This window comes from Falsochrobactrum tianjinense, from assembly GCF_019100495.1.
Classification (GTDB): domain Bacteria; phylum Pseudomonadota; class Alphaproteobacteria; order Rhizobiales; family Rhizobiaceae; genus Brucella; species Brucella tianjinense.
The window spans coordinates 174,747-189,140 of record NZ_JAHRVA010000001.1 but is presented as its reverse complement, the minus strand read 5'-3'; the positions used below and the strand labels follow the sequence as shown (position 1 = coordinate 189,140).

Below are 14,394 nucleotides of genomic sequence, written 5' to 3'. Positions count from 1 at the left end.
GACAGGACAAGCCATCATGCGCTGGCCGGAAGATCAACGATAAAGCGCGCGCCCTTTACCGTGTCGGGGGCGGCCGGATCGATAATGTTTTCAGCGCTCAGCGTTCCGCCATGCGCCTCGATGATCTGGCGGCTGATGGAAAGTCCGAGGCCGGAATTCTGGCCGAAAGCCTCCGCTGCCGGGCGGTCGGTATAGAAACGCTCGAAAATACGCTCAATATTCTCGATCGGAATGCCAGGCCCGTTATCCTCGACCAGAATATGTAGCCGACTGCCTTCGCCGCTTAACGTAACAACGATGCGCCCGGTATCGTCGGGTACGAAAGAACGAGCGTTTTCAATGAGATTGCTGACGACCTGACCAAGACGCAGATCGTGACCGGCCACGAAGAAACCCTTCTTGCCCGCCGGTGTCTTGCCGGTATTGAAGACGATCTCTGTACCCACCTTGTTGCGGCGCACCTCGCGGGCGGCATTGACCAGGCTGGTGAGCAGTTTTTTCATATCGACGCGGTCGAGATGTTCGCGCGCCAGTTCTGCATCAAGACGCGAAGCGTCGGAAATATCGGTAATCAGCCGGTCGAGGCGGCGCACGTCATGCTGGATGACATCGAGCAGGCGCTTGCGCGAATCGTCGGACTTTGCGAGCGGCAGGGTTTCCACCGCGCTGCGCAGCGAGGTGAGCGGATTTTTCAACTCATGGCTGACATCGGCAGCGAAACTCTCAATGGCTTCGATACGGGTATAAAGTGCATTGGTCATGTCGCGAATCGAGGTGGAAAGATGCCCGACCTCGTCTTGACGCTCGGAGAAATCCGGAATTTCCACGCGGCTCTTGACGCCGCCCAACCGGACGCGGTCGGCGGCAGCGGCAAGCTTGCGCAGCGGATTGGCGATGGTGGAAGCCAGAAACAGCGAGAGGATCACCATCACTGCCGCCACTACTCCGAACACCCGGAAGATGGCCATGCGCTCGCCCCGCACGATATTGTCGATATCATCGCCTTCGGTGGAAAGCAGCAATACACCGAGAATGGCACGCGAGCGCTGGATGGGTACAGCCACCGAAACGACGAGTTCGCCCTGCTGATTGCGCCGCTGCGCAGTCTGCGGCGAGCCGCTCAAGGCCCGGACGATTTCCTGATAGGCAAGGCCGTTGCCGCCGGGCTGCTCCTGATAAAGCGGCAGGCCACCGCCATAAAACAGGCGCGAGAACCAGTTGGTGAAGCGTTCCCACAAGCCCGGCGTATCCTCTTCGATCGCAGGCAGGTCATAGCGAAAGACCGGCCCGCCGGAAGCGAAAGCAGGCGCATAGAGCGAGCGCGAATCAAGCAACAGGTTAGCGTAATGATCGTAGATGCGCGCGCGCGTGCTCGTGGGCGAGATCAACTGGCGTAGCAGCGGCGAGACTTTTTCGGGGTTGATCGGAAATTCCCAATTGTCCGGCGAATCGGGCGAGGGGGTAATGCTTTGCCCCGCCTGAAGCTCCAGAAGCTTTTCAGGGTCGATCAGCAGCGAATTGGTGTCGACGGTGGCCGATGAGGAAATCGCCGCCGCGATGATCTTGCCCTGCGTCAGCAGACTTTCGATCTTGGCGTCGATCAGCCCGGCGCGGAACTGGTTCATATAGAGAATGCCGGAAACCAGCACCGCCAGCGCCGCGAGATTGAGAAACAGAATGCGCCGCGTCAGGCTGGAAAACAGGTATTGCCCGAAAAAGCGGCTGAAAGGTGCAAGAAGGCGGCGCAGAAAGAGCGAACGTTGCCGCCGCGCCCTGCGTTCCCTCATGCCTGCCAGGCCGTCTTTTCGGGTCTCTGCGACCATGTCGCTTCGGTCTTGCCCTTGTTTTACCCCCATGAGGGGCCGTCGCCATTCAGTGTGTCATGTGCCCGTGCCTCAAGCTTCGCGGAAGCGATAGCCGACGCCATAAAGCGTTTCGATCATCTCGAAGCTGTCATCAACCGACTTGAACTTCTTGCGCAGGCGCTTGATGTGGCTGTCAATGGTACGATCATCCACATAGACCTGCTCATCATAGGCCGCATCCATCAACGCGTCACGGCTTTTTACCACACCGGGGCGCTGCGCCAACGAATGCAGAATGAGGAACTCAGTCACTGTAAGCGTCACCGGCTCACCCTTCCAGGTGCAGGTGTGGCGCTCCTGATCCATGACAAGCTGGCCGCGTTCAAGCGATTTGGCCGGCTGGCCCGAAGGCTTCACCGTAGCGTCACGCGCCGCGACGCGGCGCAGGACCGCCTTGACGCGCTCCACCAAAAGGCGCTGCGAAAACGGCTTGGTGATGAAATCGTCGGCACCCATCTTGAGGCCGAAAAGCTCATCAATCTCGTCATCCTTGGAAGTGAGGAAGATGACGGGCAGGTCGGATTTCTGGCGCAGGCGGCGCAGAAGCTCCATGCCATCCATCCGTGGCATCTTGATATCGAAGATCGCAAGATTGGGCGGACGCGCCGTCAGGCCGTCCAGCGCAGACGCCCCGTCCGTATAAGTTTCCACGCGATAGCCTTCCGACTCCAGAGCGATGGAAACGGAGGTCAGAATGTTGCGGTCATCGTCGACCAGCGCAATCGTCTGCGTTGCCGAAGCTTCCTTCATGCGGACCTTCTCCTGTATTAGCCGCCGCGAATTTGCAGCTGCAAGATCATCGAACGCCTGTTCGCGCCCATACTATTATAAGGAACCCGCTTTTGCAGTACAAATTAGGTACAAAATGTGGCGGCGCGATAAGTTCGCTGAAACCGCCTCCACGAATCGCAAAGATTGGTTAATGCAACTTCAGGGTGCAAAGGCGTCAACCTACCCGCAGTAAACGCGAAATTAAACGATTTAAAAATATTTCAACTTTTTTAAATCGATTAAATATTTGATTTGATTTATTTAATCTGTTTCTGACTGCCATCCTCGCATTCAAAAGAATTCGGGGTATGTGTTATTCAATCTAATGGCGGAGACACCATGAAAGAGATCGGCATTCACAATACTGCCGCTTCCATCGCGACTTCAGGGCTGAAGGATCTCTCCGCAGTCTTTTATAACTTCGGTCCGGCGAAGCTTTACGAGGAAACCATCCGCCGTGGCGAAGCCGAGATTTCTGCACAGGGCGCGCTCGTGGCGCGCACCGGCCTGCACACGGGCCGTTCGCCGAAAGACAAATTCGTCGTGCGCGATGCGAATACCGAGGATCATGTCTGGTGGGACAATAACAAGCCCATGTCCGGGCAGGCTTTCGATCTGCTTCACGCCGACTTCATCGAGCATGCGAAGGGCAAAGAGCTTTTCGTTCAGGATCTGGTTGGCGGCGCGGATGAGGACAACAAGCTCAATGCCCGCGTGATTACCGAATATGCCTGGCATTCCCTGTTCATCCGCAATCTTCTGATTCGCCCGGAAGAAGCGGCACTTGCAGCTTATGTGCCGGAGATGACTGTCATCGATCTGCCGTCATTCAGGGCCGATCCGGAGCGTTATGGCGTGCGCAGCGAAACGGTGATCGCGGTCGATCTCACCCGCAAGATCGTGCTCATCGGTGGCACGTCCTATGCCGGGGAAATGAAGAAATCCGTCTTCACCGCCCTCAACTACCTGCTGCCTGCCAAGGGCGTGATGCCGATGCATTGCTCAGCCAATGAAGGCCCGAATGGCGATACCGCCGTGTTCTTCGGCCTTTCAGGCACCGGCAAAACCACGCTTTCCGCCGATCCCAGGCGCACGCTGATCGGCGATGACGAGCACGGATGGGGTGAACATGGCGTGTTCAACTTCGAAGGCGGCTGCTATGCCAAGACCATCCGTCTTTCGGCGGAAGCGGAACCTGAAATCCATGCGACCACGCAGCGTTTCGGCACGGTGCTGGAAAATGTCGTGCTCGATGAAAACCGCCAGCCCGATTTCAATGACGGATCGCTGACCGAAAACACCCGCTGCGCCTATCCGCTCAATTTCATCCCCAATGCTTCGAAAACGGGAAAGGGCGGCCAGCCAAAGAACATCATCATGCTCACCGCCGATGCTTTCGGCGTGATGCCGCCCATCGCCAGACTGACGCCAGCGCAAGCCATGTATCACTTCCTGTCGGGCTACACAGCCAAGGTCGCGGGTACCGAAAAGGGCGTGACCGAGCCGGAAGCCACCTTCTCGACCTGCTTTGGCGCTCCATTCATGCCGCGCCACCCATCCGAATATGGCAATCTGCTGCGTAAGCTTATCGCCGAACACAAGGTTGATTGCTGGCTGGTCAATACCGGATGGACCGGCGGCGCTTACGGCACCGGCTCGCGTATGCCCATCAAGGCCACGCGCGCGCTTCTGGCGGCGGCACTCGACGGCTCGCTCAAGGATGCCCAGTTCCGCACAGATCCGAATTTCGGCTTCGCCGTTCCGGTCGCGGTTCCGGGCGTCGACAGCGCCATTCTCGATCCGCGTTCGACCTGGGCCGACAAGAAAGCCTATGACGCGCAGGCTGGAAAGCTGGTTGATATGTTCGTGAGCAATTTCGAGAAGTTTGAAAGCCATGTCGATCATGATGTGAAGGACGCGGCACCGATGATCCATATCGCCGCCGAATAAAAAGCTCATCCTGAGGAGGAGGGGAAGCCCGGTCGAAAGGCCGGGTTTTCTTTTGTCCAATCGGCTGAAAATCTATATGTATTGTCGCATGGAAGAAAGCCGCAACATCATCCGCATCACCCGGCGCCTGACCATCCGCGAGGATGATCTGGAGGAGAGCTTCATCCGCTCATCCGGTCCCGGCGGGCAGAATGTCAACAAGGTGTCGACCGCGGTTCAATTGCGTTTTCGGGCCGGGCGCTCCGGTCTGCCGGAAGAGGTGCTCTCACGGCTTTTCAAGCTGGCCGGTCAGAAAGCCACCAAAGAGGGTGATATTCTGCTGGAGGCCAATCGCTTTCGCACGCAGGAGCGCAATCGCGAGGATGCGCGCGAAAAGCTTATCGCGCTGATCGCCAAGGCCGCGGAGCCGCCACCGCCGCCGCGCAAGAAAACCAGACCCACCAAGGGATCGGTCGAGCGACGCCTGAAAGCCAAATCGGGTCGTTCAGAAATCAAAAAGGGGCGCGGCAAGGTCTCGTTTGACTGAAACAAGAAACCGAAATATCGTCACCGCGTTGTGATTACTGTATTTACCACTTGTTTCTGGCGCAAAGCGCCTAATGTTTCATTCAATGCAATAGTAGGTTTGCAACAACAGGGAGATACGCCCAATGGGAATTTTCGATTTCGTAAAGTCGGTCGGCACCAAACTCGGTTTCGGTGAAGACGAGCCCAAAGCCGACGACCTCAAGAAAGAACTCGATTCACATCATCTGGGCACCGATGGCGTCGAAGTCAGTGTCGAGGGCGACAAGGCTGTCCTGAAAGGCAATGTGAAGGATCAGTCGGCCTTTGAAAAAGCCATCATCGCCGTCGGCAATTCGCTCGGCGTTTCCAAGGTGGAAGCTTCCGAACTGAAAGTGGAAGGCGCCGCAACCGGCAGCGAACCGGTCTTCTATACGGTCAAGAAGGGCGACAATCTGTGGAAAATTGCCGAAGCCCAATATGGCAAGGGCAAGGGCGCGAAAAATAATATCATCTTCGAGGCCAACAAGCCGATGCTCACCCATCCCGATAAAATCTATCCGGGTCAGGTCCTGCGTATCCCGCCGCTGGAAAGCTGATTTGCCAAAGAAGAAGGGCCGCTATGCGCAAGCAGGCGGCCTTTTCTTTCTATATTTTTCTTAGGGCCACTTCTTCGATCAGATGATCACTGCCCTTGCGCAGGATCAGATCGGCGCGCGGACGCGTCGGCAGGATATTCTCGCGCAGGTTCCTCAGATTGATATTCTGCCACAGACCTTCGCCAATCGAGCGTGCGGCACCCTCGGAGAGCTGCGAATAGCGGTGAAAGAAGGATTCAGGATTGCGGAAGGCGGTCTCGCGCAGCCGCATGAAGCGGTCAATATACCATTTATGGATCTGATCCGGTTCCGCATCGATATAGATCGAGAAATCGAAGAAATCCGAGACGAAGGGCACCATCTTGCCGTCTTCGGGCAGATCGCGCACCTGAAGCACATTGATGCCCTCGAAAATCAGGATGTCGGGCTTGTCGACGATCTGATATTCGCCGGGCAGCACATCATAGCTTAAATGCGAATAGAGCGGCGCGCGCACCTGGCTCATGCCGGCCTTGATCGCCGATAGAAAGCGCAAAACCGAGCCGACATCATAGCTTTCAGGAAAGCCCTTGCGCTCCATCAGGTTCTGCTCGCGCAAGAACGCGTTGGGATATAGAAAGCCGTCCGTCGTCACCAGATCGACCTTCGGGCTTGAAGGCCAGCGCGCCAGCAGTTCCTTGAGGACGCGCGCCGTGGTGGATTTCCCCACCGCCACCGAACCGGCTATGCCGATGATGAAGGGCGTCTTGAAACTGTCCTCCATATTGAGGAACTGCTTGCGCTGGTGAAACAGCAACTGGCTTGCTTCGACATGCGCCGACAAAAGCCGCGACAGCGACAGATAAATGCGCCGCACTTCGTCCAGATCGATGGGGTCACCAAGCGAGCGCAGCCGCTTGACCTCATCGGAACTGAGCGTGAGCGGCGTATCCGCGCGAAAACCCGACCATTCCTGTGCGGAAAAGAAGCGATAAGGCGAATAACGCGATGGGGTGAGCTGATCGACTTTTTCCCACATACGTAACCGCCTAGCCCTTCGGGCGTCCGGCCTTTTCCTCAAGGCCGGTCTGCGTCGTGCGGCGGCGCAGTTCTTCCAGAACATCATCAAGAGGCACGCCAGCGATCTTCCAGACCACAAGCAGATGATAGAGCAGATCGGCGCTTTCGGAAACCACCCCGGCGCGGTCGCCGGAAACAGCGGCGATCACCGTTTCCACGGCTTCCTCGCCCAGCTTCTGGGCCGCCTTGGTCTGGCCTTTCGCGACAAGGCTCGCCGTATAGGACGAGCCATCTGTTGCGCTGGCGCGGTCGGCCACAATGCGCTCAAGGTCGGCAAGCGTGAACTGACTCATCGGGGTTCCTTGCGTAATCTGCATGCATCAACGGACCGGATCGAGTCGCATGGGGATACCGGCTTCGGCCATATAGCGCTTGGCCTCATCAATCGTATAGGTGCCAAAATGGAAAATCGACGCGGCCAGCACTGCCGATGCATGGCCGTCACGAATGCCCGCCACCAGATGATCAAGCGTGCCCACGCCGCCTGAAGCGATCACCGGAACGCGCACGCTGTCGGCCACCGCCCGCGTGAGCGCCACATCGTAACCCGCCTTGGTGCCGTCGCGATCCATCGAGGTCAGCAGAATTTCACCGGCTCCCAGATCAACCACTTTCTGAGCGAATTCAACCGCATCGAGGCCGGTGGTCTGACGGCCGCCATGGGTAAAAATCTCCCAGCGGTCGGCCTCGCCTTCGCCTGAAACCTTCTTGGCGTCGATTGCGACGACAATACATTGATTGCCGAACTTGTCAGCGGCTTCCGCGACGAATTCAGGATTGGTCACCGCAGCCGTGTTGATCGAAACCTTGTCGGCACCGGCCAGAAGCAGCTTGCGAATATCGGCCACTGCACGGACGCCGCCGCCCACGGTGAGCGGCATGAAACATTGTTCCGCCGTGCGTGCCACCACGTCAAAAATTGTCTCGCGATTGTCGGATGAGGCGGTGATGTCGAGGAAGCAAAGCTCATCGGCACCTGCCGCATCATAGGCGCGCGCGGCTTCTACCGGATCGCCGGCATCGATCAGGTCAACGAAATTAACGCCCTTGACGACTCGACCATCCTTAACGTCGAGGCACGGAATAATTCTCGCTTTCAACATAGCTGCCCCCGTTCCGTGTCGGTTTTCAGTTTTGCCTGTCCTCGCGGTCCGGCCTGCGCCGGACTGTTCGCGGCGGGCAGGCGGTTACGCCCATCCTTGACGTCGAGGCACGGAATAATTCTTGCTTTCAGGCTCATGCTGCGGTTCCTAAAATAGCCAGCGCTTGCGCCGGGTCGATGCGGCCATCATAAAGTGCGCGACCGGAAATCGCGCCTTCCAGCTTGTGTGCATCGGGAGCGGCGAGGCGTCTTATATCATCCATCGAGGCCAGACCGCCCGATGCGATCACCGGAATCGAAACCGCATTGGCAAGCGCCAGCGTCGATTCCCAGTTGATACCCGCCAGAATGCCGTCGCGGTCGATATCGGTATAGATGATGGCGGCAACGCCTGCGCCCTCGAATTTCTGCGCAAGCTCGATCACGCCAAGCTCGGATGCTTCCGCCCAGCCTTCCACCGCGACCTTGCCGCCCTTCGCGTCAATGCCGACAGCGATCTGATCCGGAAATGCCTTGCAGGCTTCGATCACCAGAGCCGGATCGCGCACGGCAACCGTACCCAGAATGACGCGCCGCAATCCTTTGCTAAGCCAGCTTTCTATATGGTCGAGGGTGCGGATTCCCCCGCCAAGCTGCACCGGATTTTTTGTGGCCTTCAAAATGGCTTCAACAGCCTGTCCATTAACGCTCTCGCCGGCGAAAGCACCATTGAGATCGACCACATGCAGCCAGTCAAAGCCCTGATCCTCAAAGGCTTTTGCCTGTGCTGCAGGGTCTTCATTATAGACGGTAGCCTGATCCATGTCGCCAAGCCTGAGGCGTACGCATTGACCGTCTTTCAAATCGATGGCGGGAAAAAGTATCATATTCTCAGGGCTTCCATTTCAGAAAATTGGCAAGAAGCGAAAGGCCGAGCACCTGGCTCTTTTCGGGATGGAACTGCGTGCCCACCATATTGTCGCGACTGACGGCGGCGGTGACAGTGCCGCCATAATCGGTAACGGCCAGTACATCGGCGCCGTGTTTTGCATCGAGCATATAGGAATGCACGAAATAGGCATGCAAGCCGTTCTCGCCGGTGTCGATACCGTCGAAAATCGGATGCGAATGTTTCACGTGAATCCGGTTCCAGCCGATTTGCGGAATCTTGAGCGAGGGATCGGATGGCTTCATTTCGCGCACGTCACCGGCAATCCAGCCAAGGCCCTGCGTGATCTCCTTTTCCAGCCCGCGTTCGGACATGAGCTGCATGCCCACGCAGATGCCCAGAAAAGGATGGGCCTTTTTCAGCACCACTTCATTGAGCGCATCGACCATACCCGGCACCGCATCAAGGCCGCGCCGACAATCGGCATAGGCGCCGACGCCCGGAAGCACCACGCGATCGGCGTTGACCACGCGCTCTGCGTCAGCCGTCAGTTCGATCTGCGCGGTAATGCCATGCACATGCGCAGCGCGTTCGAACGCCTTGGTGGCGGAACGAAGATTGCCGGAGCCATAATCGATAATAGCAACACGCATTTTCAGTTCTCTCCGCGATGGCCGACAAATCCGATCGTCGAGCCAAATGAGGAATAAGTGGGACGCGGGGCTTGTTGCGCCCATCCGGGCGCAGGCGTTTGCGCTGGTTCCGTTGCCGCCGGTGCCGGGTTTTCAAGCCCGTGAAAATAACGGATTTCCGCTTCTTCCAGACTGGCCGCATCAATCACTGCCTTTTGCGTAAACCCCTGACGCCTGAGTTTCGCAATCTTCCAGTTGACGCCTTCAACCGCCACGAAGAACGAAAATAGCAGGGTGAGGAGGGGAACCGCATTGGAAATGCCAAGCATGGAGCCGGCAAGTCCAAGCAGGATCGTCAGGCCGAAAACGGCAAACGCTTCAAACCACAGACGTTGCAACAGCAACCAGAGAACCGGAAGGACCAGCGCCAATACATAGAATCCGTCACGCACGAACACAGTATTTTCAGTGCTGTCCCTGCTGGCAGCGCTGGCCGGTTCCAGAACGACGAACTGCGCCATGACGTGTCCTTTCGCTGAGGCTTACCCCTTGAGAGAACCCTTGGTCGAGGGAATCGCATCTTTCTGGCGGGGGTCGGTTTCAATTGCGGCGCGCAGAACCCGCGCCACCGCCTTGAAGATCGTTTCGGCAATATGGTGGTTATTCGCACCATAGCGATTGTTGATATGCAGCGTGATGCCCGCATTCATGGCGAAAGCCTGAAAGAATTCGCGCACCAGTTCCGTGTCGAAATTTCCGATCTTGGGCGCGGAGAAATTCACGTTCCAGATCAGGAAAGGCCGGCCCGAAACATCGACAGCAGCGCCTGTCAGCGTGTCGTCCATGGCCAGATCAAGCGATGCATAGCGCACGATGCCGCGACGCTCGCCCAGCGCCTTCGCAACGGCCTGGCCGAGCGCAATGCCGGTATCCTCGACCGTGTGGTGATCGTCGATATGAAGATCGCCCTTGGCCATCACGCGCATATCGATGAGCGAATGGCGGGAAAGCTGTTCGAGCATATGATCGAAGAAGCCGACGCCTGTGGTGATGTCGAATTTGCCATTGCCGTTCAGGTCGACAGAAACAGCGATGCTCGTTTCCTTGGTTGAACGTTCGATGCTCGCCTTGCGGGCGTTTTCAGCCATCATGTCTTTCTCTCTAAAGGAGCCACCATGCGAGCTTGCGCCCGCTCCAAACATTGAGGCGTTCTACAGCATCGTTCTGCGAATTGGAACCAATTTTAAGAATGTGCGCGCCGACCCCTTTCTGTTGATCAACTAGACTAGAAGCAGCCTCCACAAATCAAATAAATTAACAATAATACGGAAATATCAGGAATATAATTAAAATTAACAAGACATCGTAATATACAGTAAAATTTATCTCGCCAAAACTTACTTTACATGTGACGATAGAGAATCACTTAATTTGTAATAGTTGCTTGGCGTATCTGTTTATTATTAAATTTACTTAATTTACCAAGGGCTATTTCATGAAAATCCTTTTATTTAAAAATATGCAGACATCAAAAATGGTTCTGTTGTGCGGCGTTGCTTTTGCCGGTCTTCTCATATCACCGGCCATAATACCATCGGTATTCCAAGCTTATGCCCAGACACCCCTGCCATGGGGCGCCGGCAAAGGAGGAGACGGAGGCAAAACAGTTGACGGCATTGCCGGCCAACCCGGAGAAGAGGGCAATAAGGGTGTCGGCGGTCGAGGAGGAAAAGGCGGCACAGGAACAGAAGGTTCCGATGGCGGGACCGGAGGTACATATGACGAACTTATTCAGACTTCGACGACCCTAGGAGGGATAAGCGAGGGGCAGGATGGCGGTCCAGGCAGTGACGCGGGACCGCTTGTGGGGCTCACAACCATCGGAGGCGGGGGAGGAGGCGGAGGAACCGGCCTGATCGTGAATGGTTCATTCACCCCTAGAATTCTCGTGGCCATAAAGCCTGACGGTGCCATAAGCGGCGGAAACGGCGGGACTGGAGGCGCAGGCTTTTACGATATCGCTACTCAAACCAGCGGCGGTGGAGGCAATGGCGGTAGCGGCGGTGCGGGCGCATATGTTCATAATGGCTACTTGCTCAATAATGGCGTCATCAAAGGCGGAGATGGCGGCACAGGAGGCGCCAGTCTGGGCGAGGATGGGCTGCCGGGGCAGGGAGGGGCTGGCGGCTGGGGCGTGATTTTAACCACGGGCTCCTCGCTCTCGAATAATGGCACCATAACAGGGGGAAATGGTGGAGCAGGAGGCGCTGCTGACAATGGCTGGCCTGCCGCTCCCTCATCTGGAGGAGCGGGGGTCTATCTGCAAAGCGATGGCTTTGTGCAGAACCTGTCGCAAATCCAAGGCGGCCTCCACGGAGACATGAGCAATGGGACTGGCGCCCCCGCAATCCACGCGAATGGCGATAACAATCGAGTCTTCAATGCAGGTATGATTGCAGCCGGAGGCGGGATTGCTTCCGCAACCGCAATTTTACTTCAAGGAAACAATAACGAACTGCGCTTATTCGATAATTCACAGATCATCGGGACTGTTATTGCCCAGGGAAATAATAACCGCCTCGCCTTCGATAACGCATATGATATGACATTCAATGCTTCCCTGATCGGCGAACAGCGACAATATCAAGGCTTTACCCACTTCATAAAAGAAGGCGAGGGCATACTCGAACTTCATGGCAGCACAAACAGCCTTACACCATGGACCGTCCATGACAGCATTCTCGCAATAATGGATGACAAGAGCCTCGGCAGCGCCGACGGAACTCTGACGCTGGATGGCGGAACACTCCAGCTTATGGCGTTCGATCCCGACGATGTTCTGGAGATGCACCGCACGATAAAGCTTGTAGATCATGCTGAAACCGCCAATGTCATCGACACCAGCGACGACAATATCAACATCATCTATTCGTCGATTGAAGGGGAAGGAGGATTAATAAAAGACGGCCCCGGCCTCCTGGTTCTCGCCGCAGACAACTCTTATGAGGGCCTCACGGTGATTGATGAAGGCACGCTTCAGGTCGGTATTGGCGGTAGCAGCGGTAAAGTACAGGGCCCAATCTTAATCGAGGATGAGGCCGTGCTGACCTTTAATCGCTCGGATATTTTCACCGTTGATAATCTGCTCGGCGGAAACGGCAATATTCGGCTGACCGGTACGGGAACCGCGATTTTCACTGCTACGAATGACGAGTTTGATGGAACGACGACAATCCATCGCGGCACGCTCATGCTCCAGGGAAGATTGGACGGCACTATTAACGTCGGCGAGAATGGTGTTCTGAGCGGTTCCGGTTTTGCGAATGATGTCCTCAATATGGGGGCGATCATCCCTGGAGGCACGGCCGAATATGGAACTCTTACGCTGGCGGGAAACTATCATGGTGCCAGCGGCAGCACCATCAACATCAAAAGTGCACTGGGCGGCGACAATTCTCCCACTGACCGCCTTGTAATTATGGGCGATGCCAGCGGGGCAAGCCATGTGGTCATTCAGAATATGGAAGGGAATGGCGGCGACACCCAAAAGGGGATTGAGGTTATCGCTATCGCCGGGCAATCCAACGCGGACTTTACGCTGATCGGCGACTATGAACTACCTTCAGGCACCCCGGCCGTGATAGCCGGCGCACATTCCTACGTTCTTGAGAAGGGTGAGGCGTCCAATCCATCTGATGGGAACTGGTATCTGCGTAATAACGTGAGCAAGACGGTCTGCCCGCTACCGGAACCTGGACAACCGGTTCCGCCTTGTGAACCCTCTCAGGATATTTACCAGCCGGGCGTTCCGCTTTATGCCGGTTACAGTCAACTTGTTACGGGCCTGAATACGCTTTCATCCATGCAGCAACGCATTGGAAACCGGTACTGGAACAATGCAAGCGGCAAAAGCATAGCGCAAGGGGATGGTCCAGGGGGCGGGCTGGAAGAGGCTCCCGATCCGATGCGTGGTGAATTTCTCACGGATGCAGGCTTGGTATGGGGTCGCATTGAGGCCGCACATAATCGTGTACAATTGCACGATTCCACGTTTGACAATCAATATGATGCGGACAGATGGAGCTTGCGCGCAGGTATCGACAGGCCACTATGGGAGTTTTCCGATAGCGTCCTTATCGGCAGTGTCTGGCTGCAATATGAACATGTCAAAGCGGATATCTCATCAACATTCGGCGCAGGCAATATCGATGTGAACTCCTATAGTCTGGGTACAGCGCTTACCTGGCTCGACGATAGCGGCTTCTACCTCGACGGCCAGGCGCGCGTTTCATGGAACAGGAGCGATCTTGCCTCAAGTACACTAAACGAAACTCTGGTAGAAAATGCGAAAGGTGATGGCTTCGCCCTGAGCCTGGAGGCAGGGCAGCGCATAACCCTGAACAATATATGGTCATTGACGCCGCAAGCCCAGCTCACATGGTCGCAGTCGGCATTCGACGACATTGCCGGGCCATATAATGCTGCTGTTTCGTTTGACACTTACAATAATTTAACCGCGCGTGCGGGTCTTGCGGTCGAATATGCCAATGCGTGGCAGGATGCTGGGGGTTATACGGTTCGCAGCAAAGTTTATGGCATTGCCAATTTGTATAGCGAGCTGTTGGGCAAATCGCCATGGATTGTTGTTTCGGGCGATAAAATCAAAACCGGCAATACGGACCGGAACTGGGGAGAGATCGGCATGGGGGGCAGCTATGTTTTCCGTAATGAAAAATATGCCCTGTTCGGCGAAGCTGCTGCCGCAAGCGGACTGGATAAAATTGGAGACAGCTATTCGCTGCGCGGGAATATCGGGCTCCGCGTCCGTTGGTAGGGGACTCGATTCGATAGCTCAGATTCCAGACGCATAAGCAGGTCTCCAAGGCCAGGTTTCTCAGAGGGTGAACGCTAAAACCAGCGTTTGCCCTTTTACATGTTTGCATTTCAGCAGTCCGTTCTTAAATAATCAGATTGCAACCTGATTCAGTAAGCTTCGCGGCTGATCCATCAAGATTGCGCCCACATGAAGGGGCTTATGCATTCG

Annotated in this window: 14 protein-coding genes; 4 read left to right on the top strand and 10 right to left on the bottom strand. The window is 56.1% G+C overall.

Features of this window, described 5'->3' with window-relative positions; all coding sequences use genetic code 11:
* Nucleotides 1–14 precede the first annotated feature (14 nt).
* Nucleotides 15–1,823 carry a stimulus-sensing domain-containing protein gene (locus KUG47_RS00935; RefSeq protein ID WP_217676094.1) on the bottom strand — a complete coding sequence of 603 codons (1,809 nt, stop codon included), beginning with the start codon at nucleotides 1,821–1,823 and terminating at the stop codon, nucleotides 15–17.
* Between the two features lie 72 nt (nucleotides 1,824–1,895).
* Nucleotides 1,896–2,615, bottom strand: coding sequence for a response regulator transcription factor (locus KUG47_RS00930; protein ID WP_217676093.1), 720 nt, complete (start codon nucleotides 2,613–2,615; stop codon nucleotides 1,896–1,898).
* Nucleotides 2,616–2,975: 360 nt separating this feature from the next.
* On the opposite strand from KUG47_RS00930, the gene KUG47_RS00925 reads away from it, so the two are divergent.
* The 3 genes from KUG47_RS00925 to lysM all read left to right on the top strand — a co-directional run bounded on the left by KUG47_RS00925 (nucleotide 2,976) and on the right by lysM (nucleotide 5,689).
* Nucleotides 2,976–4,586: a phosphoenolpyruvate carboxykinase gene (locus KUG47_RS00925; RefSeq protein ID WP_217676092.1), complete on the top strand. Its 1,611-nt coding sequence runs from the start codon at nucleotides 2,976–2,978 to the stop codon at nucleotides 4,584–4,586.
* 88 nt (nucleotides 4,587–4,674) lie between these two features.
* A complete protein-coding gene (gene arfB, locus KUG47_RS00920; RefSeq protein WP_422718055.1) occupies nucleotides 4,675–5,112 on the top strand; it encodes an alternative ribosome rescue aminoacyl-tRNA hydrolase ArfB in 438 nt (145 codons plus the stop codon).
* A gap of 124 nt (nucleotides 5,113–5,236) precedes the next feature.
* On the top strand, nucleotides 5,237–5,689 hold the full coding sequence (gene lysM / locus KUG47_RS00915) for a peptidoglycan-binding protein LysM (RefSeq protein WP_217676090.1): 453 nt from the start codon (nucleotides 5,237–5,239) through the stop codon (nucleotides 5,687–5,689).
* 49 nt (nucleotides 5,690–5,738) lie between these two features.
* On the opposite strand, the gene coaA is transcribed toward lysM, so the two are convergent.
* From coaA to hisB, 8 genes are read right to left on the bottom strand one after another with little or no spacing between them, the layout of a single operon-like run.
* A complete protein-coding gene (coaA, locus tag KUG47_RS00910) occupies nucleotides 5,739–6,707 on the bottom strand; it encodes a type I pantothenate kinase (RefSeq protein ID WP_217676089.1) in 969 nt (322 codons plus the stop codon).
* Between the two features lie 10 nt (nucleotides 6,708–6,717).
* Complete coding sequence (locus KUG47_RS00905) at nucleotides 6,718–7,041, bottom strand: phosphoribosyl-ATP diphosphatase (protein ID WP_217676088.1); 324 nt, start codon at nucleotides 7,039–7,041, stop codon at nucleotides 6,718–6,720.
* 27 nt (nucleotides 7,042–7,068) lie between these two features.
* Nucleotides 7,069–7,851 (bottom strand): imidazole glycerol phosphate synthase subunit HisF, encoded by a 783-nt coding sequence (hisF, locus tag KUG47_RS00900; RefSeq protein ID WP_217676087.1) that lies wholly within the window; start codon nucleotides 7,849–7,851, stop codon nucleotides 7,069–7,071.
* Nucleotides 7,845–7,988 carry a hypothetical protein gene (locus tag KUG47_RS00895; RefSeq protein WP_217676086.1) on the bottom strand — a complete coding sequence of 48 codons (144 nt, stop codon included), beginning with the start codon at nucleotides 7,986–7,988 and terminating at the stop codon, nucleotides 7,845–7,847. The genes hisF and KUG47_RS00895 overlap by 7 nt, the downstream gene beginning before the upstream one ends.
* Complete coding sequence (gene hisA / locus KUG47_RS00890; protein WP_217676085.1) at nucleotides 7,985–8,716, bottom strand: 1-(5-phosphoribosyl)-5-[(5-phosphoribosylamino)methylideneamino]imidazole-4-carboxamide isomerase; 732 nt, start codon at nucleotides 8,714–8,716, stop codon at nucleotides 7,985–7,987. The genes KUG47_RS00895 and hisA overlap by 4 nt, the downstream gene beginning before the upstream one ends.
* Before the next feature lie 4 nt (nucleotides 8,717–8,720).
* A complete protein-coding gene (gene hisH, locus KUG47_RS00885; RefSeq protein WP_217676084.1) occupies nucleotides 8,721–9,371 on the bottom strand; it encodes an imidazole glycerol phosphate synthase subunit HisH in 651 nt (216 codons plus the stop codon).
* A gap of 2 nt (nucleotides 9,372–9,373) precedes the next feature.
* Nucleotides 9,374–9,871 carry a DUF2628 domain-containing protein gene (locus KUG47_RS00880; protein ID WP_217676083.1) on the bottom strand — a complete coding sequence of 166 codons (498 nt, stop codon included), beginning with the start codon at nucleotides 9,869–9,871 and terminating at the stop codon, nucleotides 9,374–9,376.
* Nucleotides 9,872–9,892: 21 nt separating this feature from the next.
* Nucleotides 9,893–10,501 (bottom strand): imidazoleglycerol-phosphate dehydratase HisB, encoded by a 609-nt coding sequence (gene hisB, locus KUG47_RS00875; protein WP_217676082.1) that lies wholly within the window; start codon nucleotides 10,499–10,501, stop codon nucleotides 9,893–9,895.
* 344 nt (nucleotides 10,502–10,845) lie between these two features.
* Here hisB and KUG47_RS00870 point away from each other — a divergent pair, with 344 nt between their 5' ends.
* Nucleotides 10,846–14,184, top strand: a complete 3,339-nt coding sequence (locus tag KUG47_RS00870; RefSeq protein ID WP_217676081.1) for an autotransporter family protein — start codon at nucleotides 10,846–10,848, stop codon at nucleotides 14,182–14,184.
* Nucleotides 14,185–14,394: the final 210 nt, after the last annotated feature.

What these genes read in the sequence shown, in the direction of transcription:
- hisH (WP_217676084.1), bottom strand. Translation starts at nt 9,371, where the DNA reads ATGCGTGTTGCTATTATCGATTATGGCTCCGGCAATCTTCGTTCCGCC.
- KUG47_RS00880 (WP_217676083.1), bottom strand. Translation starts at nt 9,871, where the DNA reads ATGGCGCAGTTCGTCGTTCTGGAACCGGCCAGCGCTGCCAGCAGGGAC.
- arfB (WP_422718055.1), top strand. Translation starts at nt 4,675, where the DNA reads ATGGAAGAAAGCCGCAACATCATCCGCATCACCCGGCGCCTGACCATC.
- coaA (WP_217676089.1), bottom strand. Translation starts at nt 6,707, where the DNA reads ATGTGGGAAAAAGTCGATCAGCTCACCCCATCGCGTTATTCGCCTTAT.
- hisB (WP_217676082.1), bottom strand. Translation starts at nt 10,501, where the DNA reads ATGATGGCTGAAAACGCCCGCAAGGCGAGCATCGAACGTTCAACCAAG.
- KUG47_RS00935 (WP_217676094.1), bottom strand. Translation starts at nt 1,823, where the DNA reads ATGGTCGCAGAGACCCGAAAAGACGGCCTGGCAGGCATGAGGGAACGC.
- KUG47_RS00905 (WP_217676088.1), bottom strand. Translation starts at nt 7,041, where the DNA reads ATGAGTCAGTTCACGCTTGCCGACCTTGAGCGCATTGTGGCCGACCGC.
- hisF (WP_217676087.1), bottom strand. Translation starts at nt 7,851, where the DNA reads ATGTTGAAAGCGAGAATTATTCCGTGCCTCGACGTTAAGGATGGTCGA.
- KUG47_RS00925 (WP_217676092.1), top strand. Translation starts at nt 2,976, where the DNA reads ATGAAAGAGATCGGCATTCACAATACTGCCGCTTCCATCGCGACTTCA.
- lysM (WP_217676090.1), top strand. Translation starts at nt 5,237, where the DNA reads ATGGGAATTTTCGATTTCGTAAAGTCGGTCGGCACCAAACTCGGTTTC.
- hisA (WP_217676085.1), bottom strand. Translation starts at nt 8,716, where the DNA reads ATGATACTTTTTCCCGCCATCGATTTGAAAGACGGTCAATGCGTACGC.
- KUG47_RS00895 (WP_217676086.1), bottom strand. Translation starts at nt 7,988, where the DNA reads ATGAGCCTGAAAGCAAGAATTATTCCGTGCCTCGACGTCAAGGATGGG.
- KUG47_RS00870 (WP_217676081.1), top strand. Translation starts at nt 10,846, where the DNA reads ATGAAAATCCTTTTATTTAAAAATATGCAGACATCAAAAATGGTTCTG.
- KUG47_RS00930 (WP_217676093.1), bottom strand. Translation starts at nt 2,615, where the DNA reads ATGAAGGAAGCTTCGGCAACGCAGACGATTGCGCTGGTCGACGATGAC.